A 19,093-nucleotide genomic window follows, 5' to 3' on the forward strand; every position below is an offset into this window, starting at 1 on the left:
TCCCTTCCCGGTCGCCGAGGTGCACTTCGTTAACTGTAGTCGATGCGCTCCGGGCTCAGGGAATGACGACCGACTCCAGCTCGAGTTCGATCGCCAAACGCGCGAGCATGGCCCGGAACTCCTCGGCCGGATACTGCGCACTCTCGGTGACCAGGCCGCGCACGGTACCGGCGCCCGGGGTGGTGAGCGGGCGGATGCGATCCACCACGCCCTCGATCGGATCGAACAGGCGCAGCTCGGGCCGTGCGCGCTCGAAGTAGTCGCGCAACCACGGCAGGTGCGTGCTGGAGAGGGTGATCGCCTCGATCCCGGGGTGCGCGGCGAGCAACTCGTCCAGGAACGCGCCGATCACCGTCGCGGTGTGCTCGCGCCGGAACAGGAAGTCGCCGCTCTCCACCAACTCGACCAGCGCCGACGCGTTCACCGCATGCACCCGCGACAATGCCGGACCCGCTTCCGCGCGAAGGAATTCCGCGAGCTCGGCGCTCTGCACCAGCGAACGCACGCCGAGCACCGCGACCGCACCGCCCGCCGCCAGCGCCGCGCGCACCGGCGGGCGCACACCGAAGATCGGCACCGTACTGCGCAGCTCGTCGAGGATGGTCACCGAGGGGGCGTTGGAGGCCAGCAGGATGGCGCTCGGGTCGTAGGTGCCGAGGAAGCGCACCGCCCGGTCGACCACCGCGAGCAGCTCCGCCCGGTCCTTCGCGCCGTAGGGAAAGCTGGCCCGGTCGGCGAGGTAGACGATGTCGCGGTCGGGCAGCCGCTGATGCAGCAGAGCCACCGCCGAATAGCTGCCGAGCCCGGCGTCGAAGACGGCGATCGGCCTGTGCAGTGCGGTCATGCGCCGATCATGCCCGGTGCCGGGTCGTACGCCGCGACCGGCCGGTGCGGCGAGACTCACCGTGCGGCGCGCGGGGGCGACTGAGAGACTCGCCGGGTGACCGATTCTCGTGATGTGGATACGAAACGGCTGGCCGCGGCCTCGCTGGCGCAGGACGACCCGACGGGCTGGTTCGAGCAGCTGTACGTCGCGGCCGCGGACGGTGCCGCGATCGTGCCGTGGGACGCGGCGGACCCGAACGCGCTGCTGGTCGACTGGCTGGAGCGGCACGAGCGGGCCGACGGCGGGATGCGGGCCCTGGTGGTCGGCTGCGGATTGGGCCGCGACGCCGAACACCTGGCCGGGCTCGGTTTCCGGACCACCGCCTTCGATATCTCCGCCACCGCGATAAAGACTGCGCGCGAACGATTTCCGGCGTCGCAGGTGGACTACGCGGTGGCCGACCTGCTAACGCCGCCCGCGGCCTGGGCGGGCGCGTTCGACCTGGTCGTCGAATCGATCACGGTGCAGTCGATGCCGGTGTCGGTGCGCGCCGCGGCGACCGCGAACGTCGCGGCGATGGTGGCGCCCGGCGGTGATCTGCTGGTGATCGCCGGAATCCGGGCCGACGACGAAGTGGTGGACGGTCCGCCCTGGCCGCTCACCCGCGCCGAGATCGACGCCTTCGCCGGTGCCGGCCTGCGCTCGGTGAAGGTCGAGCAGGTGGCGCCCGCCGGGCGGCCGGATTTCGTCCGATGGCGTGCGGTGTTCCGGCGCGACTGACGCAGCGGCCGCGGCGACAGGCCCGCGGCGACGACAGGCGGCGCGGGCGGCCCGCGGCAACGACAGGCAGGGCGAGCCGCCCGCGACAGCGACAGGCAGGGCGGGCGGCCCCGGCGACGACTGACGGAGCGGCCCGCGGCAACGGCTGCCGGCTGGGGGCCCGCGGCAACGACTGACGAAGCGGCTGGCGGCTGGCGGCCCGCAGCGACGACTGACGAAACGGCCCGAGGCGACGACTCGCGGGGCGGGCGGCCCGCGGCACGGCTGGCGGCAGGCAGCAGGCAGCAGGCAGCAGGCGGCAGGCTGCAGGCGGCAGGCAGCGGCGGCACAATGGTGCGGTGACGGCGAACGGCGCGGCACCGGGGTGGGTCTGGTACGCGGCCTACGGATCGAACATGCACCTGAGCAGGCTGCGGTGCTATCTGCGCGGCGGCACGCCGGCGGGCGGGCTGCGGGCCGTGCCGGGGTGCCGCGACGCCGCCGAGCCCGCGCGGTCGCTGCCGATGATGCTGCCCGGGCTGCTGTATTTCGCCACCGAATCGCTGGTGTGGACCGGCGGGCGCGCCTTCTACGACCCGGACGGGCCGGGCGAGACCGCTGTCCGGGCCTACCTGCTCACCGCCGCCCAGTTCTCCGATATCGCCGCCCAGGAGATGTACCGGACACCCGGCACCGACCTGGATCTGACCACGGCGATCCGCCGCGGCCGGGATCCACTGGGTCCGGGACGCTATGAAACCCTTTCGTACGCAGGAACATTCGAGGGCCACCCGATTCTCACGTGCACCGCGCCGTGGCGGCACGACGCGCTCCCCGGCAACGCACCCGCGCCGACCTACCTGCGCCACCTCGCCGCCGGCCTGATCGAGGCGCACGGGTGGTCGGTCGAAGCCACCGCGACCTATCTCGCCACGCGTCCCGGCGCGGATCTGGCGTGGACGCCTCGATCACTCACCGATCTGCTCCGCCGAGAGGTTTGAAACCGCTTGGCGCACAGTATGTTTCAGCGCATGCCTTGCGGAGCGCGGGACGAGATGTCATCCTCGTCCCCATGATCTCCGATGGAAAGGGCGTGCTGCGCCCGGGCCGATGAGCCCCCGCGAGGCCACCTTCGTGGCCCACGCGCTATCACTCGCCGCACTGCACGGCCCCGGCCCCTGGCCGGACGACGGACATCCGCTACCAGACGAAAAACCCCGCGGTTCGCACGGATTCGCCATGCCGAGTGTGGTCTTCGACGGCGTGGTGACGCACCATCTCGTCGCCGAAGCGCCACCGGTCGCCGAGCTGGCCGATCGGATTCTCGGCCACCTGCACGATTCGGCCCGGCTGCTGGAATTGCTCGCCGAGGAACAGGCCGTGCGGGTGGCCGACGACCTGGTGCGGGAGCTGCGTTCCCGCGATATCTCGCGTGAAAAGCTGCGCACGGCAGCACGATTGGTCACCGAGCAGGCCACCCGCCGGGAAGTCGCGAAACTGGGCATCGTGCTGCTCGGCGTCAGCGGCGACGAACGCGACGCCGAACTGCTCCAGCTGCTCGGCACGCTGGAGGAGTTCGCGCTCTTCGCCGTCGTCGCCCTCATGAACACCCAGCCCGACCCACAGCGCGCGGTTTTCGCACTGGCGCAACAGCTTTCCGGCTGGGGCCGGATCCACGCGGTGGAACGCCTCGCCGGCTGCCGCGACCCCGAGGTGCAGGCCTGGCTGCTGCGCGAGGGCTTCCGCAACGACGTGATGTACGAGTACCTCGCACACCTCGCCGCCACCACCGGCGGCCTCAACGAGGCGTTGCTCGAACCGGAGGTCGACGACGCCCTGCTCGACGGCGCGGCGGATATCCTGCGCGCCCTCGCGCTCGGTGGACCGGCCCAGGACATCCACGACTACGACGATGCCGTACCGGCCATGCACCGTTTCGCCGAACTCCTCGTCCACGCCGCGCCCACCATCGGCCGGCTGGATGCGGCGCTCATGCTCGACGACCTGGTGCGCCGTGGCGAATTCGCTTGGCCCGAAGGCGAACCCGGCCGCCTCGCGGCGCGCTACTCGGCCTTGCTGGCGCAGCCGCGCTGGCGCGAGCTCGTCACGGAGCTGCTGGTTACGCAACAGCCGCCGGGCACGTTCCGGACCGCGCTCTCCTGTGCGGGGCGGCTGGGGCTGGCGGCGCTGCCGTACGCGATCGCCCATCTGCGTACCCACCGCGACAACGTCTTCGTCTGGCAGTGGGCCATGCGCCGGGCCGGGGACGACACCATCGACGCGCTGCTCGAACTCGCCGAGGACGTCCTGCCCCTTGCCGAGCCGGCGTCCGGACCGACCGAATCCCTCGGGCTCACCCCGGAGTACGAAACGGATCTGGCGTTGGAGATCATCGTCCGGGAGTTGCGCGACCACCCCGGCAAAGGTCCGCAGCTGGTCTCGACCGCCCTGACCAATCGCGTGAGCCGCTGTCGCCGGGCCGCGCTGCTCACCTTGCGATCCTGGCCGCCGCACGCTCGCCCAGCCGACACCGCCGACTGGATCGCCGCGGCCGCCGCCCGTGAACCCGATGCCCGGCTCCGGCAGGACCTGCTGGATTTCCGCGCGAACTCGGCGACGCCCGGGACCGGATAACCCGTGTCCGGGCACCCGGCGCGGCGGCTACGCTCTGGACGTGCTGTTTGTTCGGGTGCTCGGCCCGATCGTGGTCGAGGTGGACGGCCGGGTCGTGGACGTGGGTGGCCGGGTGCCGCGGCGATTTTTCGCGGCGCTGGCGACCAGCATCGGCACACCGGTCCCCGACGACGTGCTCGCCGAGCTGGTGTGGGGTGCCGACCAGCCGCAGCAGGCCGTCGCGACGATGCGGGTGCTCGCCTCCCGGCTGCGCACGGTGCTCGGCCCCGAGCATCGAGAGTGCCTACCGCGCACGGCTTTCGGCTATCAACTCGCGATGCGGCCGGAGTGGACCGACCTCAGCCGGTTCACCGAGCTGATCGCCAACGGCATGCGTCTGCTCGCCGCCGTGGACGCCGACGGCGCGGCGCGCTGCTTCGCCGCGGCGCTCGAGCTGTGGCGGGGCCTGCCCTGGCTCGAATTGGATGACGCACCGATACTTTCGGCCGAGCGCGCGCGGCTGACGGAGCTGCGCGACGGCGCGGTCGAGGAGTTGCAGGCGGCCCGCCTGGCCGGTGGGCAGACCGCCGCGGCGGTGGCCGATCTCATCGAGGCGGTCACCGCCGCACCTTTCCGGGAGCGGCGCTGGGAGTTGCTCGCCCTGGGCCTGTATCGCAGTGGCCGCCAAGCGCAGGCGCTGGCCGAACTGCGCCGGGTCCGGGAATTGCTGATCGAGGAACTCGGCGTCGAACCGGGACCGGAGCTGCGTGCGTTGGAGCGCCGCATGCTCGACCAGGAGCCGGGGCTGCTGCTCGCGACGCCACCGCAGCCGCCCGCGGTGCAGGCCAGCGCCCCGGAGCGGCCGGTGCGCCAGGTGATCGGGCGGCCGCTCTCGTCGTTCGTCGGACGGCAGGACGAGTTGCGGCGCATCGGTGCGCTGGTCGCCGCCGGACGGCTGGTCAGCCTGGTCGGCGCGGCGGGGATCGGCAAGACGCGGCTGGCCGTAGAGTATTGCGCCACAACCGATTCGACCGCGGATCGGTGGCTGGTGCGGCTCGGCGACGTGCACGACCCGGACGCCGTGGTGCTCGCCATCGCCACCGCGCTGGGCCTGGTTCACCTCGCCGGCGATCCCGCCGCGCTGGTGCGCCGGGCGTTGACCTTGCAACCCGGCCTGCTCGTGCTGGACAACTGCGAGCACCTGATCGAGCCGGTCGCCGCGCTCACCCTCCAGTTGCTCGACAGCTGTCCGGAACTGCGGGTGCTGGCGACCAGCAGGCAGTCGCTCGGCATCGACGGCGAACAGGTGCTGACGCTCGAGCCGCTGGCGATCCGGGCCGCGGACGGCACGGACGGTCCCGCGGTGCGCCTGCTGCTCGACCGCGTCCGGGCCGCGCGCCCCGACTGGTCGCCCGGCGACGCCGATCTGGCGGCCGCCCGCGAGATCTGCACGACGGTCGACGGTCTGCCCCTGGCGATCGAGCTGGCGGCCGCCCGGGAACGCACCCTGGGATTGCACGGCATCGCCGCCCACATCCACGATCGGCTGGACGTGCTCGGCGCGACCCCGCGCGGATCGCTCTCGCGGCATACGGGTCTCGAGGCCGCGATCGGCTGGAGTGTCGATCATCTGTCGGCCGCCGATCGGGCAATGCTGTTGCGGCTGTGGCCTTTCGAGGGTGGATTCACGTGGCAGGCCGCCGAGGCCGTGCGTCCGGGCGAGACCGAGGCGGGCGTGCTCGCCACCCTCGCGGCACTGCTCGACCGCTCGGTCGTCACCGCCGATCTCGGCCCCGGCGGGCCGCGCTACCGGCTGCTGGAGACCATGCGCCGCTACTGCCGGGATCACGATCCCGATCCGGCGGCCACCCGGACAGCGCACGCCGTGTGGGTGCGCGAATTCGTCGCCGCACAGACCGCGGTGCTCACCGGGCACGGTGCGGGCCCGGCCTATCGCGCGCTGGCCGCGGAGTTGCCCAATATCCGCGCCGGTATCGAACACGACCTCGCGCGAGAACCGGTGGCGGCCTTGCGGACCACGGCCGCCTTGCAGTTCGCCTGGAGCTCGCTCGGTCTGCTGGTGGACGGCCGCAACCTCATCCGGAAATCGCTCGCCGCCGCCACGGACGCGACCGCGGCGGACCGGGTGCGTGGCTTGCTCGCGCTGTCGATCGTGTCCTTCCACGCGGGCGATCCCCGCGACGCGCTGGCCAACGCGGACGCCGCGGCGGCCCTGCTCGACGCGGCCGGCGGCGAGCGAGAGTTGTTGCTGCACATGCTGATGTTCCGGGGACTCGCGCAGACCGCGCTCGACGACCTGACGGCGACCAGGGCCACCATGGACCGGCTCACCGCCGAGGTGGACCGCCTGCCGACACCGGATTGGATCCGCGGGTGCGCACAGTTCGGCGAAGGGATCGTGCTGCTGCTGGAAGGTAAGCACAGCGAGGGGATCGGGTGGTTGCGGGCCGCGCGTGAGCTGAGCGCCGAATGCGGTCATCTGTGGTGCCAAGGCATGGCCGATGTGGTGCTGGCCTGGACGCTGCTGGCAGCCGCGGACGATGCCGACGCGGCCGCGGAGGCGATCGCCGCCATCGACCGGGCGCTGGCCGCGTTCACCGAGCAATCGAATATCGCCGACGCCCTCGGCGCCGTCCATGCCGGGGCGCACGGCTTGCGGGTGCTGGCCTCCCCGCAGGTCGCGGTGCAGCTGCGGGCCGCGGCGCTGCATCATTCGGCCCGGGTCGGCGCCGATCCGCGCCGCTATCTGCAGTTCGCCGATCCCGGGCTGCTCGAGCGCATGGATCGCTCGCTGTCCGCGGCCGACCTGCGCCGCGCCGAGGCGGCGGGCAGGCAGCTGACCTGGGCGCAGATGATGGCGCTGATCCACACCGCCGACCCGGTGAAGCGGGATTGAAACACCTCGGCGTGACAGTGGCGGCAGCGGCCGGCACGCGGGTCGCTCCAGTCATCGCGACCAAGGGACGCAACCATGCCACCTACCAACCTCGAGCTCATCGCGCAGGTGTATCAGGCCTTCGAAACCCGTGACTTCGGCGTCATCGCGCGCCTGTTCGATCCCGACATCGAGATCAATCAGGCCGCGGAACTGCCCTGGGGCGGCTGCTACCGCGGGCACGCGGGCGCGGTGCGGTTCTTCACCACGCTGCTCTCGCACATCGACAGCACGGTGCTTTCCGAGCACCTGTTCGCGGCCGGCCCCGACATCGTCCAGATCGGCCGCACCACGGGGACGACGATGCCCGGCGGTGCCCCCTTCGACGTCCCCGAAGTGCACATCTGGCGTCTACGCAACGGCCTGGTCGTCAACTACGACGCCTACCTCGACACCCCGGCCATGCTGACCGCACTGGCGGCGCGCCGATGAAAACCTATGAGCTGACCGCGGAGACGACAATCGACCGGCCCGCCGCGCACGTCTGGGAACTCGTCGCCGACTATGCCAACGACAGCGCGTGGCGTACCGGCGTGGTGACGATGACCGCAGCGCCGCCCGGGCTCGCCGCACCGGGCACCCGCACCGTCGAGGAACTCCGGTTCGCGGGCCGGACCTGGCGCAATCTCGGTGAGGTCGGCACCGTCGAGCCGGGGGTCCGCTTCACCTGGCGGACCGATTCCGGCGCCGACGCGGCAGGAGCGCGCACGGTGCGCGCGACAGCCCCCGGCCGTTGCCTGGTCCGCCTCGAGCTGCGCCTCACCCCGCACGGGCTCGAGCGGGCCGTCGGCCCGCTGCTCGCGTATATGCTGCGGCGCAACCTGATTCGCGATCTCGCCGCGCTCCGTGCGTTGGCGGAGTCGGGTCACGTATGACCATGCCGGGTATCGGTTGGGGCGCGGAAACCCGCAGGTGCTTCCGTGCGGCGCCGGCGGGGTTAGCCTGAGATCGGTCGGGTCACGTCTAGGAGCATCATGGTCGTGCCGAGCGAGATAGGCGGGCGACGAGCGGTCGCCGATCGGGACTGGCCGTCGGCGCTCATCGCGCGGGCGCGGCGGCGGGGCGGGATCATGCGGGTCCGGGTGCCGATGCCGGGACGGGCCTGGCTGGTCGCCGACGGGACACTCGTCGATCAGGTATTGCGCACGGGCGCGGGCGATTTCGACAAGGGCGGGCCGATCTACCGGATCATCCGCAAGGCCACCGGGGACGAGGGTTTGTTCGCGGTGGACGATCCGCGGATCTGGCGGCGGCCGTCGTTCCCGCTCATCTTCCGCCACGTCGCCGTCGACACCACGCTGGGCGGCAGGCAGCTGCGTCCCGGCGACCAACTGTTTCTCGCTCTCGGGCCCGGCGGCCACCCCTTCGGCGTCGGCAAACGGAAATGCGTCGGCGAGCCGCTGGCCCGGCTCACCGGCATCCTCGCCGTGGCCGTCCTCGTCCAGCGCTTCCCGCACTGGCGCCGCGTCCACCCGCACAGCAGCCGGGTCCGCTACGCCACCACCGGCCCGCCCCGGGACAGCGGAATCTACTTCTCCGAGTGAACTCCGCACGCCCACTTGCCGTTAGCACGTATCCGGGTACGCGTAGGTCGCTAGTGGGTCGGCTCCTGGACGACCTCGATGTCGAGCGCCAGTTGGACGGTGGTGCCGACGGCGGCGATGCCGGCCCGCACCACTGCGTTGTAGTCGATCGCGAAATCGTTGCGGTGCAAGAGGGTTTCGGCATGGAAGGCGGCGCGGACACCACCCCACGGGTCGGGACCGAAACCACCGTAGGTGAGGTCGAGATCCACCGAGCGGCGCTGGCCGTGCAGGGACAGTTCACCGGACATGACCCAGGTGTCGGGACCGGTGCGGCGCAGCGCCCCACTGGTGAAGGCGATCGTCGGATACATTGCGGTGTCGAGGAATTCAGCCGAGCGCAGGTGATCGTCGCGCTGCGTGATACCGGTGTCGATGGACGCGGCCTCGATCTCGGCATGGCCGGTGGTCTGCTCGAACGGTTCCGCGACGACGAGCCGGCCGCGCACCCCGGCGAACCGCGCCTTGATACTGGCGATGCCGAGGTGGCGGGCGGTGGCGATCACGGTGGAGTGCACCGGATCGATCGTCCACACCCCGGGCGGCGGCACCGCGACGTTGCCCACGGTCGGTTGCAGCGCGACATCACCGAGCCGCCCCGCACCCGCGGCGGAGATCTGCGCGGTGCGCGCGACGGGCTGGTAGCCGACGGCGGTCAGCACCGCGGTCAGCGTGCCCGGGGGCAGCGGCTCGGTCGCCACCGCCCCGGTCGCGTCGGCCACCGCGCGCGCGACCTGCCGCCCGCTCAGATCCGTCACGGTCAGGACGGCATCCGGCACCGGCCAGCCCTCACTGGTGCGGATCCGCGCGGTCAAACCGATCCCGGCGCTCATCGCTGTTCCGGCGAATCATCGAGCTGGTAGCCGAGTTTCACGTCGTGGTTGACCTCGCCGCCCGCGACGGTGACCTGGCTGGTGACCGGCGGATAGCCGCGCGCGACGATGGTGTAGCGGCCCTCCGGCAGATCGGTGACGACGTAGCGGCCGTTCTCGTCGGTGCGCGCTGTCGCGGTCAGATCGCCGGTCGCGTCCAGCACGCTGATCTGCGCGTCCGGCACCACCCGGCCGTCTTCGGCCCATGCGGCCCCGGCCAGCACCGCCATCGGCGCCAATTCGATGTCGTGGCGCAGCAATCCGGTGTCGGGCACGGTGAGCGTGGTGGCGCTCGGCCGCATGTGCTCGGCGACCGCGACCAAAGTGTAGGTGCCCGAGACGATCCCATGGCAGACGTACGAGCCGTCGGCCACGGTCACCGCCGCACCGACCACCTCGCCGCCGAGGTCGGTCAGCGTGATGGTGGCGCCGGGCAGCGGCGTCCCGCGACCGGCCGACCGCACCACCCCGGACAGCTCGCCGGAACCGAGCAGCGTGAGGTCTATTTCCTGCGGCTGCTGCCCGATCGACACGGTGACGGCCGCCGGTTGATGCCCGGGCGCCGAGACGATCAGCACGAAGCTGCCGCCTTCCGGCGCACCGATCACATAGTGGCCGTCGGCGTCGCCGCCTGCCCGCGACACCTGATGCCCGCGCTGATCGATCAGGGTCAAGGCCGCGCCGGGTACCGGGTGCCCGTCTTCCCGGCGGACGTATCCGGCGATCGACCGTTCCCCGTGCGCCGCATAGCCGTCCGCGGCGTCGAGCACGGTGGTCGCCGCACCCGCTGTGGCCGTGGCGAACTGGTATGCACCGTTGCCGTTGTGTTCCGGTGAGGCATGCCTGCCCACCGCTCCGGCGAGCACCGGTTCGGGCTCGGACAGCGCCTGCGCGGCGCCTTCCCACACCTGGTCCTCGTCCCAGCTCGAGGCCGCGACCCGCGGGGTCGCCTTCGGCGTGGCGGGCACCGGATCATCCTGCAGCGGAATCTCTTTCATGAACATCAGCACGAGGCAGGCGAGCAGCGCCACCCCGGCGGCGACCAGGAACACCCCGTGCATGGCATTGGTGAAGCCGGTCAGGATCGGCACCCGCAGCTCGTCGGGCAGTGCCGCGATACCGCTGGTGTTGCTCTGCATGGCGCTGAGCTGGTCGGGGCCGAATCCGGCCGGCAGCTGACCGCCGAACGCGTCGATGATCCGGTGCGGCAAGAGGTTGAACAGGATGGTGAGGAACACCGCGACGCCGAGGGTGCCGCCCATCTGCCGGAAGAACGTCGCCGAGGCGGTGGACACGCCCATGTCCGATCGCGGTCCGGCGTTCTGCGCCGCGATGATCAGCGTCTGCATGCAGCCGCCGAGACCGAGCCCGATCACCCCGCCGTACACCAGCGGCTGCCACAGCGGGCTGTCGAAATGCACCTGCCCGTACAGCGCCGAACCGACCGCGATGATGAAACAGCCTGCGACAGGCAGGATCTTGTAGCGCCCGGTGCGCTTGGTGATCCGGCCCGCGAGCTGCGAGCCGACCGTGATGCCGAGCACCAGCGGCAGCATGAGCAGACCCGCCTTGGTCGGCGAGAAACCGCGCACCACCTGGAAGTACTGCGGCACCATGGTGATCGCGCCGAACATGGCGATGCCGACGATGAAACCGCCCGCGATGGTCACGCTGAAGGTGGAGCTGCGGAACAGCCGCAGCGGAATCAACGCCGCGTCCTTCATCAGCAGTTCGACGATCAGGAACAGCAGCAGTCCGACGGCGCCGATGCCGTAGCAGAGCAACGCCTTCTGCGAGTCCCAGCCCCACTGCCTGCCCTGCTCGGCGACGATCAGCAGCGGCACCACACAGATCGCCAGGGCGATCGCGCCGAACCAGTCGATCCGATGGTCCTGGCGTTGATGCGGCACGTTCAGCACCTTCGCCACCACCGCGAGCGCGAGCACGCCGACCGGCACGTTCACCAGGAACACCCAGCGCCAGCCGTCGATGCCGGCCAGCGTCTCGTAGTCGGAGAAGAAACCGCCCAGTACCGGCCCGAGCACGGTGGCGGTGCCGAACACCATCATGAAGTAGCCCTGGTAGCGCACCCGCTCCCGAGTGGGCACGATATCGCCGATGATGGTGAACGCCAACGACATCAGGCCGCCCGCACCGAGTCCCTGGAACGCGCGGAAGCCGGCCAGCTGATACATCGAGGTGGCGAAGGTGCACGCGATCGAGCCGATGATGAACAGGCCGATCGCGAAGAGATAGAACGGCTTGCGGCCGTAGATATCGGCCAGCTTGCCGTACAGCGGTGTGGTGATCGTCGCGGTGATCAGGTATGCGGTTGTGGCCCATGCCTGTTCGTCGAAGCCGTGTAGATCGTTGGCGATCTTCACGATCGCGACGCTCACGATGTTCTGGTCGAGCGCGGACAGGAACATGCCGAGCATCAGCCCGGACAGGATGGTCAGGATCTGCCGGTGCGACAAGGCGGTCGCCGCGTCGGCTGCCAGGCCCGGCGGCGCTGCCTGGGTGGTGGAGTTCGTCATTTGCGCCCTAATTCTGGTCGGCTGTCTCTCGTGGGGTCGACTCGATGCCTTCGTTGAGCCGGGCGAGCAGATCGGTCAGGGTGGTCCGGTCCCCGGCAGGCCAATCGGCCAAAATGCCTGCCAGCCAAAGGTTGCGCTGCTGACGGTTCACCTCGAACACCCGCACCCCCTCGTCGGTGGCCGCGAGCACACAGGCGCGGCCGTCGATCGGGTCGGCCCGGCGCTCGACCAAGCCATGTGCCACAAGCGATCTGCTCTGTCTACTGATGGTGGAGATCTCTGCGTGCAACAGTTCGGCGAGCTTACCGGTGCGCTGCGGCCCCTCGTGCACGAGGCAGAACAGCACCGAGTAGGCCAGGCGCTCGATCCCGTCCGGACCGGGTTGGGCCATCCGCGCTTTGGCACGGGTGATCGCTCGCATGAACCGAACCAGTTCGACGCCGACCTGATCGGCGATCTCGAGTTCGGCCGCGGTGACACGGTGGTGTCCGTCGGCAGCGGGCATGGGCTTCACCTTTGATCCCAGCAGACTTACTTGACTGTTGCAACTAGTTGCTATTGCAAACTATACAGCTGGACGGCAACCGGTTTTCGGCGGGGGGACACCCCGTGCTGGCCGTAGTGCAAAGCCGACCGCGCCGGGACGGTAACGTTGACGCGTTGCGCGGTACAGGGCCGAAAGGCGTGCCGCCGACGCTGGGCTACTCCGCGTTCGTCGTTCGCGACAACCGTGCAGTAAACGCGGATTTGGAAGGAGACCGGTGTCGATGCTCTCGGGGCAGAGCGGGCAGATAGGCCTTCTCGGCAGTAGCGACGGCAAGGACCGCGATGCGACTCCTGTTTCACAGCGCCTCCCGCACCGTGGTGTCTGGAACTGGCCGGAACTGTCGGTATTGCTGATCGAGGACGATCAAGCCGACGCACTGCTGGTCGAAGAGCTGATCGCGGATGGCGCACCGGGACTTCCGGTGCGCTGGGTGCGCTCGGCCGCCGAGGCGCGCACGCAATTGGCCGCCGAACTCCCCGACTGCGTGCTGCTCGACCTGCACCTGCCGGACGCGCAGGGGCTCGAAGCGCTGGCCGCGGTGCGCGAGTACACCGACCAGGTCGCCGTGATCGTGCTCACCGGACTCGACCAGGAGCAGATCGGCCTGGCCGCGGTCGCCGCGGGTGCCCAGGACTATCTGGTCAAAGGCCGGGTCGAACCCGAATTGTTCAGCCGGGCAGTGCGTTACGCGATCCAGCGCAAGCAAGCCGAACGGCAGGCGGCCGCGCTGCGCACCAGTCAGATGCGGGCACAGGAGAATTCGCGCCTCGAACGCGGACTGCTGCCGACTCCGCTGCTGCGCGGCGACCGCGTGGTCGACGTCGTGGCGCGCTATCGGCCGGGCCGGGCCAACGCGCTGCTGGGCGGCGATTTCTACGACGTGGTGCAGCAGAGCGACGGCACCGTGCACGCCCTGATCGGCGACGTCGCGGGCCACGGTCCCGACGAGGCGGCGACCGGGGTGGCGTTGCGGCTGGCCTGGCGCACGCTGGTGCTCAGCGACGTCTCCGGGGTCCGGCAGCTGCAACTGCTGGAGGAACTGCTGCTGGCCGAACGCACCGGCAACCACACCTTCGCGACCCTGACCAGCCTGATCCTGCGCCCGTCCGACCGCAGGGTGCTGATCACCCGGGCCGGACATCCCGGGATGCTGCTGCGAGCCGACACCCGCGTCGACTGGGTCGAGGTGCCCGGCGGCCCCGCGCTCGGCTTCTTTCCCGGACGCGCCGATTGGCGCACCCACGAACTCACCCTCCCGCTCGGCTGTGGTCTGATGCTGTTCACCGACGGCCTGTTCGAGGGCTACAACGGCGCGGGCTCGGATCGCCTCGGCGAGGAGGGCCTGCTCGCATTGGCGCGCACGGTGACCGCCCCGGAACCGGATGTGTTCGTCGACGAGTTGATCGGCCGCGCCGAGGCACTGGCGGAGGCGCACGGCGGCCTCGAAGACGACGTGGCGGTCATGTATCTGCAATGGAATCACCGAGACACGAACCAGGACAATCGATGACGACAACCGCTCGATCACTGGCCGGGCGACTGACGGTGCAGGGTTGGTTCCTCGTGGTGCTGGCGCTGATGGTGCTGCTGGTCCTCATCGGCACCGGGGTCGGCGCCGTCCAGCTCTCGAAGACCAACCACTACTCCGATCGCCTGGTCGATCGGCTACAGCCCGCCGCGGCGGAGACCTATCGGCTGCAGGGGGCGCTGCTGAACCAGGAGACCGGCATCCGCGGCTATGCCATCGGCGCCGATCCGCAGTTCCTCACACCGTATTTCGACGGTAAGCAGGAGGAGGCGAAGGCCGCGGCGCGCATTCGCGAACTGCTCGCCGATCGCCCGCAGCTGCTGGCCGACCTCGATGCGGTGGAACAGGCCGCCGACGAATGGCGCACCGACTACGCCGAGCCGTTGATCACCGGCGTCGCGGCCCGAGGATCCACCGCGGTCGGCGAGGTCCCGGTGCAGCGCGGCAAGAAGGCGTTCGACGATCTGCGCCAGCGCTTCGCCACCCAGTCCGGCGACCTCGTCACCGAAATCGACCGCAACGACGACGAATTGGCGACGGCCCGGCACGTACGCGACACCGTGCTCGGCGGCATGGTGGCCGCCTTCCTGGTGGCCGCGGTGGTACTGACCATCCTGGTGCGCCGGCTCGTGGCCAAGCCGCTGGACGAACTGGAAGCCGCCTCGCAGCGGGTGGCCGACGGCGATTTCGACCATCACATCAGCGCGCACGGTCCGGCCGACCTGACCACCGTCGCGGCGGCGGTGGAGGCCATGCGCCGCCGTGTCGTCGCGGAACTGGAATCCTCGCGCGACCAGGAGGCCGTACTCGAACGGCAGGCCGCCGAACTCGACGCGCAGACCGCCGAACTACGCCGCTCGAACGCGGAACTGGAGCAGTTCGCCTACGTCGCGTCGCACGATCTACAGGAACCGCTGCGCAAGGTCGCCGCGTTCTGTCAGCTGCTGGAGAAGCGCTACGGCGACCAACTCGACGAGCGCGCAGGACAATACATCGCCTACGCGGTGGACGGCGCGAAGCGGATGCAGGTGCTGATCAACGATCTGCTCACCTTCTCCCGGGTGGGCCGGGTGATCGACAGCAATGTGCAGATCGATCTCGATCAGACGATGGACAAGGCGCTGGCCAACCTGTCGTCCGCCGCCGAGGACACCGACCTGAAGCTGGAACGCCCCGCCGAACTGCCCAAGATCACCGGCGACCCGACGCTGCTGACCATGCTGTGGCAGAACCTGATCGGCAACGCGATCAAGTTCCGCGACGTCGAGCGCGCACCCGTGGTGCGGATCGGCTGCGAGCCGGACGAGGACGCAGGTGGCTGGCGATTCTCGGTGTCCGACAACGGAATCGGCATCGCGCCCGAGTTCGCGGAGAAAGTTTTCGTGATCTTCCAGCGGTTGCACAGCCGGGAGGAGTACACCGGCACCGGGATCGGGCTCGCCCTGTGCAAGAAGATCGTCGAACACCACGGCGGCAAGATCTGGCTCGACACCGAATACACCGGCGGCACCCGCTTCGTCTTCACCCTCAGCGCCCCCACGGCACCCACCCCGCAAGGAGATCCGTCTTGACCGACCCAGGCCAGCCCATCGACATCCTGCTCATCGAGGATGATCCCGGCGACGAATTGATGACCAGGGAGGCGTTCGAGGACAACAAGATCGGCAACACCCTGCACGTCGCCCACGACGGGCAAGAAGCGCTCGACTTCCTCTACCGGCAGGGCGAGCACGCGGACGCGCCACTGCCGGACCTGATCCTGCTCGACCTGAATCTGCCCAAATACGATGGCCGCCAAGTGCTCGAGCGGATCAAGGCGGATCCGGACCTCGCGCACATCCCGGTGGTAGTACTGACCACCTCCGCGGCCGAGGAAGACATTCTGCGCAGCTACAAGCTGCACGCCAACGCCTACGTGACCAAACCGGTCGATCTCGACCAGTTCGTGGCCGCGATCAAACACATCGACGATTTCTTCGTCCAGGTGGTCCGGCTGCCCCGGCAGTCCTGAGGCCGAACTCGAAGTCGCGCCGACCGGGCGGTCGGCGCGACTCGAGCAGTATCGATGTTTCCGGTTGCCTCGGCTAGGCGGCCAAGGCGTCGTCGACGGTGTTGAACACGCTGAGCAGCTTGTCCAGGCCGGTGACCTCGATCGGGCGGCGCACCGGCGGCGAGGCCACCACCCGCAGCTTGCCCTGCGGCACCGACTCCGCGGCCACCAGCAGCACGCTCAGCCCGGCGGAGCCGAAGAACTCCACCTGGGACAGATCGATCACGAGCGCCGCCGGCTGTCCCTGCAGCGCTTCCTCCACCACGGCCTGAAATCTCGGCGCCGAGGCCATATCGATCTCACCGGTGATGGACAGCACCCTGGTCGAATCCACCGACCGCGCTACCGCTTCCAGTTCCCTGGCTTTACCGTCCGCACTCATCGGGCACCTGCGCGCATGCGAGAACCGCCGAGCACTGTTTCCACCCGGCTCGAATCCGAGCTCGCTACACCAAACCGGTTGCCTGGCATCGCCACTTCGCTACCTCCGACGCGTCGACCCTCCGCCCGCCGAGCACGGTGCGGAGATGATCCATCGGGTAAAACTACCGTAGGACGGACCCGATCGCCGCGCCCGGCTCGAATGCGGCCGGACAGCCGGGGCAATCGATCAGCGCACGCGGGCGGGACGGCGATCCTCGGCGAAGTCGATCTCCAATGTCACGGGGATGATCTCCACTTCGAGCGCCTCGCGCAGCCGGGTGACGGCGTGCCCGAGAATTCGGCGACGCAGTTCGGCGATGTCGGCGCTGGGCTCCGCGGTCACCACCAGATGCAGCTCAGGCGCGGTGCGGTCACCGGAGAGCCAGGCCGAGGCGGCGCGCACGCCCTCGTAGCTCTCGACATCGGTGGCCACCGGTGCGGCCGCGACGGAGGATTCGAGCACGGTGGTGCCGGGCCACTCGCTGCCGCCGGTGCGCCAGGTGACCGACTTGGGCATCCGGAACACCTGTGCCAGCAACCAGCGCAGGCACAGCAATCCGATCAGCACGGCGGCCGCGACCGCGGCCCACAGCACCCAGGTCGGCGGGGCCGCGGTGCCGGGCACCAGGGTGTCGTCCGAGCGAACCCAGCGCAACCGGCCGAAGTGTGCGGCCACCGCGAGCCCGCCCGCCGCCAGCAACAACACCCCGACCAGCCCGAGCACGCTGCGGTTCAGCGTGGCGGGACGATTGATCCGGCTCATCGGGCCGCTCCTGTCTTCGGTCCCCGTACCTTGGCCCGCACCCGGCGCACCGGTTGCGGCCCGATCTCCTGCACCCGGCGGGTGAGCGTGGCGCAGATCGCTGCGGGCAGCGCGTCGGTGCCGGTCCGATCGGTTCGCGCGGACACCTGTACGCCCTTGCGCCGCAACCGGATCCGCGCCGAGTCGACGCCGTCCACGGCGCCCGCGGCACTGCGCAGCGCGGTGCGCAGGCCGCCGCGGGTCACGCCCGCGCTGAGTCCGTCCTCGTCGGCGAGCGGCAGGACCGCGGGCCGCCCCGGCCACAACGCCAAGCCGAGCAGCACGAAGCCGAGCACCGCCGCCGCGGCGCCGGCGACGAGCACCGGCAGTTCGTTCCAGGTCAGGCCGTGCAGATCGGTCGCGACCGTATCGTAGGAAACGAATTCCCTTGCGCCGACCAGCCGTTGGATCAGCGAGACCGCCACGGCCGCGCACCCGGCGATCAGCACCACCGCGACCACGATGGCCGGTCCCACCCGACGAGGCCTGCGTATCACCGAACCCTCCTTCCCGCACCGGTTTCGGTGGTCAGCTCGGCCACCTCGATATCGATCGCGGAGACCGCGAGCCCGGTCAACTCGCGGGTCCGGCGGGCCAGATGGCCGCGACAGGCCTCGGTCACCTTGCCCACCGGCGACGGATAGGCGATCGGCAGCCGCACATCGAGCGCGGTCCGATCCGCGAACACCTCCGCCTCGACCCGCACGTCCTGCCCTACCCCGGCCACCTCACGGGCGGCCTGCGCGACGATCCGGCGCACCGCGCGGGGCGCGACGGTGGTGCGGCCGGGCAACTCCACCTCCGCCGCACCGACCGCGAGGGTCATCGCCTGCCCTTGCGCTGCGCCGACTGCAACAGGCCCGGCAGATCGAGTTCACCGTCGAGCCAGCGGCCGATCAGCAGGCCGAGCACGGCGAACAGCAGGACGATGGTGAACGCGCCGAATCCGCCGAAGGCACCCGCGAATCCGAGCGCCAGACCGACCGCGAGGCAGATCGCTGTGGCATTCATCTACTGCACCCGGCTGCTCGGCGCGGGTTCCTCGTCGTCGCCGGGGATGAACACGTCGTTGACGTTGATGTTCACCTCGACCACGATCAGGCCGGTCATCTGCTCGATCGCGGTGATCACGTTGCGCCGCACCGCGCGCGCCAATTCCGCGATGGCGACCCCGTATTCGACGACGAGCTCGAGATCGACGGCCGCCTGCGTCTCGCCGACCTCCACCGAGACGCCCTGGCCGATACTGGCCGACGCGCCGGGGATCCGGTCGCGGATCGCGCCGAACGCGCGGGCGGCGCCACCGCCGAGATCGTGTACGCCGCGCACTTCGCGCGCGGCCAGGCCCGCGACCTTCTGCACCACGATATCGGCGATGGTGGTGGTGCCCTGGTCGCTGGCGAGCTTGCTGTCCTTGTCGGCCGCGGCGGCGGTCCGGCTCGGCTGGTTCTTGGTGTCCGCGGCCGTCTTGTTCTCGGTGTTCTTATCGGTGCTCGTCGTCGCGGTCATGCCAATTCCTCCTGATTTCCCTTGGGGTACAGCGGATTCGCTTGCTATGGATGGACACCTGCGCGGTCCGATCGTCACGGGTGCGCTG

20 protein-coding genes are annotated in these 19,093 nt (G+C 70.2%); 10 read left to right on the plus strand and 10 right to left on the minus strand.

Annotated features, from left to right (window positions below; genetic code table 11):
- Nucleotides 1–55 precede the first annotated feature (55 nt).
- On the minus strand, nt 56–844 hold the full coding sequence (locus NVU01S_RS19980; protein ID WP_043670967.1) for a glutamate racemase: 789 nt from the start codon (nt 842–844) through the stop codon (nt 56–58).
- 96 nt (nt 845–940) lie between these two features.
- Here NVU01S_RS19980 and NVU01S_RS19985 point away from each other — a divergent pair, with 96 nt between their 5' ends.
- The 7 genes from NVU01S_RS19985 to NVU01S_RS20015 all read left to right on the plus strand — a co-directional run bounded on the left by NVU01S_RS19985 (nt 941) and on the right by NVU01S_RS20015 (nt 8,698).
- A complete protein-coding gene (locus NVU01S_RS19985) occupies nt 941–1,606 on the plus strand; it encodes a class I SAM-dependent methyltransferase (RefSeq protein ID WP_043670970.1) in 666 nt (221 codons plus the stop codon).
- A gap of 338 nt (nt 1,607–1,944) precedes the next feature.
- Complete coding sequence (locus NVU01S_RS19990; RefSeq protein WP_043670972.1) at nt 1,945–2,586, plus strand: hypothetical protein; 642 nt, start codon at nt 1,945–1,947, stop codon at nt 2,584–2,586.
- 238 nt (nt 2,587–2,824) lie between these two features.
- Complete coding sequence (locus tag NVU01S_RS19995) at nt 2,825–4,219, plus strand: hypothetical protein (protein WP_063775970.1); 1,395 nt, start codon at nt 2,825–2,827, stop codon at nt 4,217–4,219.
- A 40-nt stretch (nt 4,220–4,259) separates the two neighbouring features.
- Nucleotides 4,260–7,115: an ATP-binding protein gene (locus tag NVU01S_RS20000; protein ID WP_167829387.1), complete on the plus strand. Its 2,856-nt coding sequence runs from the start codon at nt 4,260–4,262 to the stop codon at nt 7,113–7,115.
- Between the two features lie 75 nt (nt 7,116–7,190).
- A complete protein-coding gene (locus tag NVU01S_RS20005) occupies nt 7,191–7,586 on the plus strand; it encodes a nuclear transport factor 2 family protein (RefSeq protein WP_043670975.1) in 396 nt (131 codons plus the stop codon).
- On the plus strand, nt 7,583–8,029 hold the full coding sequence (locus NVU01S_RS20010) for an SRPBCC family protein (protein ID WP_043670977.1): 447 nt from the start codon (nt 7,583–7,585) through the stop codon (nt 8,027–8,029). Before NVU01S_RS20005 ends, NVU01S_RS20010 begins: the two co-directional genes overlap by 4 nt.
- Nucleotides 8,030–8,128: 99 nt before the next feature.
- Nucleotides 8,129–8,698, plus strand: a complete 570-nt coding sequence (locus NVU01S_RS20015) for a cytochrome P450 (RefSeq protein WP_043670980.1) — start codon at nt 8,129–8,131, stop codon at nt 8,696–8,698.
- A gap of 50 nt (nt 8,699–8,748) precedes the next feature.
- Here the strand turns inward: NVU01S_RS20015 and NVU01S_RS20020 are convergent, their stop codons facing one another.
- The 3 genes from NVU01S_RS20020 to NVU01S_RS20030 are packed head-to-tail and all read right to left on the minus strand — an operon-like array spanning nt 8,749 to nt 12,651.
- Nucleotides 8,749–9,570 (minus strand): YceI family protein, encoded by an 822-nt coding sequence (locus tag NVU01S_RS20020; RefSeq protein WP_043670983.1) that lies wholly within the window; start codon nt 9,568–9,570, stop codon nt 8,749–8,751.
- Nucleotides 9,567–12,146, minus strand: a complete 2,580-nt coding sequence (locus tag NVU01S_RS20025; RefSeq protein WP_043670985.1) for an MFS transporter — start codon at nt 12,144–12,146, stop codon at nt 9,567–9,569. The genes NVU01S_RS20020 and NVU01S_RS20025 overlap by 4 nt, the downstream gene beginning before the upstream one ends.
- 7 nt (nt 12,147–12,153) lie before the next feature.
- Nucleotides 12,154–12,651: a MarR family winged helix-turn-helix transcriptional regulator gene (locus tag NVU01S_RS20030; RefSeq protein ID WP_014983606.1), complete on the minus strand. Its 498-nt coding sequence runs from the start codon at nt 12,649–12,651 to the stop codon at nt 12,154–12,156.
- Between the two features lie 262 nt (nt 12,652–12,913).
- Here NVU01S_RS20030 and NVU01S_RS20035 point away from each other — a divergent pair, with 262 nt between their 5' ends.
- Genes NVU01S_RS20035 through NVU01S_RS20045 form a run of 3 tightly spaced genes read left to right on the plus strand, consistent with a single transcriptional unit; the run spans nt 12,914 to nt 16,232 of the window.
- Nucleotides 12,914–14,203 carry a PP2C family protein-serine/threonine phosphatase gene (locus tag NVU01S_RS20035; RefSeq protein ID WP_373864206.1) on the plus strand — a complete coding sequence of 430 codons (1,290 nt, stop codon included), beginning with the start codon at nt 12,914–12,916 and terminating at the stop codon, nt 14,201–14,203.
- A complete protein-coding gene (locus NVU01S_RS20040) occupies nt 14,200–15,792 on the plus strand; it encodes a sensor histidine kinase (RefSeq protein ID WP_043670988.1) in 1,593 nt (530 codons plus the stop codon). The genes NVU01S_RS20035 and NVU01S_RS20040 overlap by 4 nt, the downstream gene beginning before the upstream one ends.
- On the plus strand, nt 15,789–16,232 hold the full coding sequence (locus NVU01S_RS20045) for a response regulator (protein ID WP_029896163.1): 444 nt from the start codon (nt 15,789–15,791) through the stop codon (nt 16,230–16,232). Before NVU01S_RS20040 ends, NVU01S_RS20045 begins: the two co-directional genes overlap by 4 nt.
- Before the next feature lie 73 nt (nt 16,233–16,305).
- Here NVU01S_RS20045 and NVU01S_RS20050 read toward each other — a convergent pair whose 3' ends face one another.
- The 6 genes from NVU01S_RS20050 to NVU01S_RS20075 form a co-directional block, all read right to left on the minus strand.
- A complete protein-coding gene (locus NVU01S_RS20050; protein WP_052280629.1) occupies nt 16,306–16,653 on the minus strand; it encodes an STAS domain-containing protein in 348 nt (115 codons plus the stop codon).
- A gap of 228 nt (nt 16,654–16,881) precedes the next feature.
- A complete protein-coding gene (locus NVU01S_RS20055; RefSeq protein WP_043670992.1) occupies nt 16,882–17,457 on the minus strand; it encodes a hypothetical protein in 576 nt (191 codons plus the stop codon).
- Nucleotides 17,454–17,993 carry a DUF6286 domain-containing protein gene (locus NVU01S_RS20060; protein ID WP_043670995.1) on the minus strand — a complete coding sequence of 180 codons (540 nt, stop codon included), beginning with the start codon at nt 17,991–17,993 and terminating at the stop codon, nt 17,454–17,456. Before NVU01S_RS20060 ends, NVU01S_RS20055 begins: the two co-directional genes overlap by 4 nt.
- Complete coding sequence (locus NVU01S_RS20065; protein WP_043670998.1) at nt 17,990–18,322, minus strand: Asp23/Gls24 family envelope stress response protein; 333 nt, start codon at nt 18,320–18,322, stop codon at nt 17,990–17,992. Before NVU01S_RS20065 ends, NVU01S_RS20060 begins: the two co-directional genes overlap by 4 nt.
- Nucleotides 18,319–18,507, minus strand: coding sequence for a hypothetical protein (locus NVU01S_RS20070; protein ID WP_014983598.1), 189 nt, complete (start codon nt 18,505–18,507; stop codon nt 18,319–18,321). The genes NVU01S_RS20065 and NVU01S_RS20070 overlap by 4 nt, the downstream gene beginning before the upstream one ends.
- Entirely contained in the window at nt 18,508–19,005 is a 498-nt protein-coding gene (locus NVU01S_RS20075; protein WP_043671001.1) for an Asp23/Gls24 family envelope stress response protein, read from the minus strand.
- Nucleotides 19,006–19,093: the final 88 nt, after the last annotated feature.

Source organism: Nocardia vulneris, from assembly GCF_001613425.1.
In the GTDB taxonomy this organism is placed as follows: Bacteria; Actinomycetota; Actinomycetes; order Mycobacteriales; family Mycobacteriaceae; genus Nocardia; species Nocardia vulneris.

Coding starts and splice junctions, on each gene's coding strand:
- NVU01S_RS19980 (WP_043670967.1), bottom strand. CDS start 844: ATGACCGCACTGCACAGGCCGATCGCCGTCTTCGACGCCGGGCTCGGC.
- NVU01S_RS19995 (WP_063775970.1), top strand. CDS start 2,825: ATGCCGAGTGTGGTCTTCGACGGCGTGGTGACGCACCATCTCGTCGCC.
- NVU01S_RS20005 (WP_043670975.1), top strand. CDS start 7,191: ATGCCACCTACCAACCTCGAGCTCATCGCGCAGGTGTATCAGGCCTTC.
- NVU01S_RS20010 (WP_043670977.1), top strand. CDS start 7,583: ATGAAAACCTATGAGCTGACCGCGGAGACGACAATCGACCGGCCCGCC.
- NVU01S_RS20015 (WP_043670980.1), top strand. CDS start 8,129: ATGGTCGTGCCGAGCGAGATAGGCGGGCGACGAGCGGTCGCCGATCGG.
- NVU01S_RS20020 (WP_043670983.1), bottom strand. CDS start 9,570: ATGAGCGCCGGGATCGGTTTGACCGCGCGGATCCGCACCAGTGAGGGC.
- NVU01S_RS20025 (WP_043670985.1), bottom strand. CDS start 12,146: ATGACGAACTCCACCACCCAGGCAGCGCCGCCGGGCCTGGCAGCCGAC.
- NVU01S_RS20030 (WP_014983606.1), bottom strand. CDS start 12,651: ATGCCCGCTGCCGACGGACACCACCGTGTCACCGCGGCCGAACTCGAG.
- NVU01S_RS20035 (WP_373864206.1), top strand. CDS start 12,914: ATGCTCTCGGGGCAGAGCGGGCAGATAGGCCTTCTCGGCAGTAGCGAC.
- NVU01S_RS20040 (WP_043670988.1), top strand. CDS start 14,200: ATGACGACAACCGCTCGATCACTGGCCGGGCGACTGACGGTGCAGGGT.
- NVU01S_RS20050 (WP_052280629.1), bottom strand. CDS start 16,653: ATGAGTGCGGACGGTAAAGCCAGGGAACTGGAAGCGGTAGCGCGGTCG.
- NVU01S_RS20055 (WP_043670992.1), bottom strand. CDS start 17,457: ATGAGCCGGATCAATCGTCCCGCCACGCTGAACCGCAGCGTGCTCGGG.
- NVU01S_RS20065 (WP_043670998.1), bottom strand. CDS start 18,322: ATGACCCTCGCGGTCGGTGCGGCGGAGGTGGAGTTGCCCGGCCGCACC.
- NVU01S_RS20070 (WP_014983598.1), bottom strand. CDS start 18,507: ATGAATGCCACAGCGATCTGCCTCGCGGTCGGTCTGGCGCTCGGATTC.
- NVU01S_RS20075 (WP_043671001.1), bottom strand. CDS start 19,005: ATGACCGCGACGACGAGCACCGATAAGAACACCGAGAACAAGACGGCC.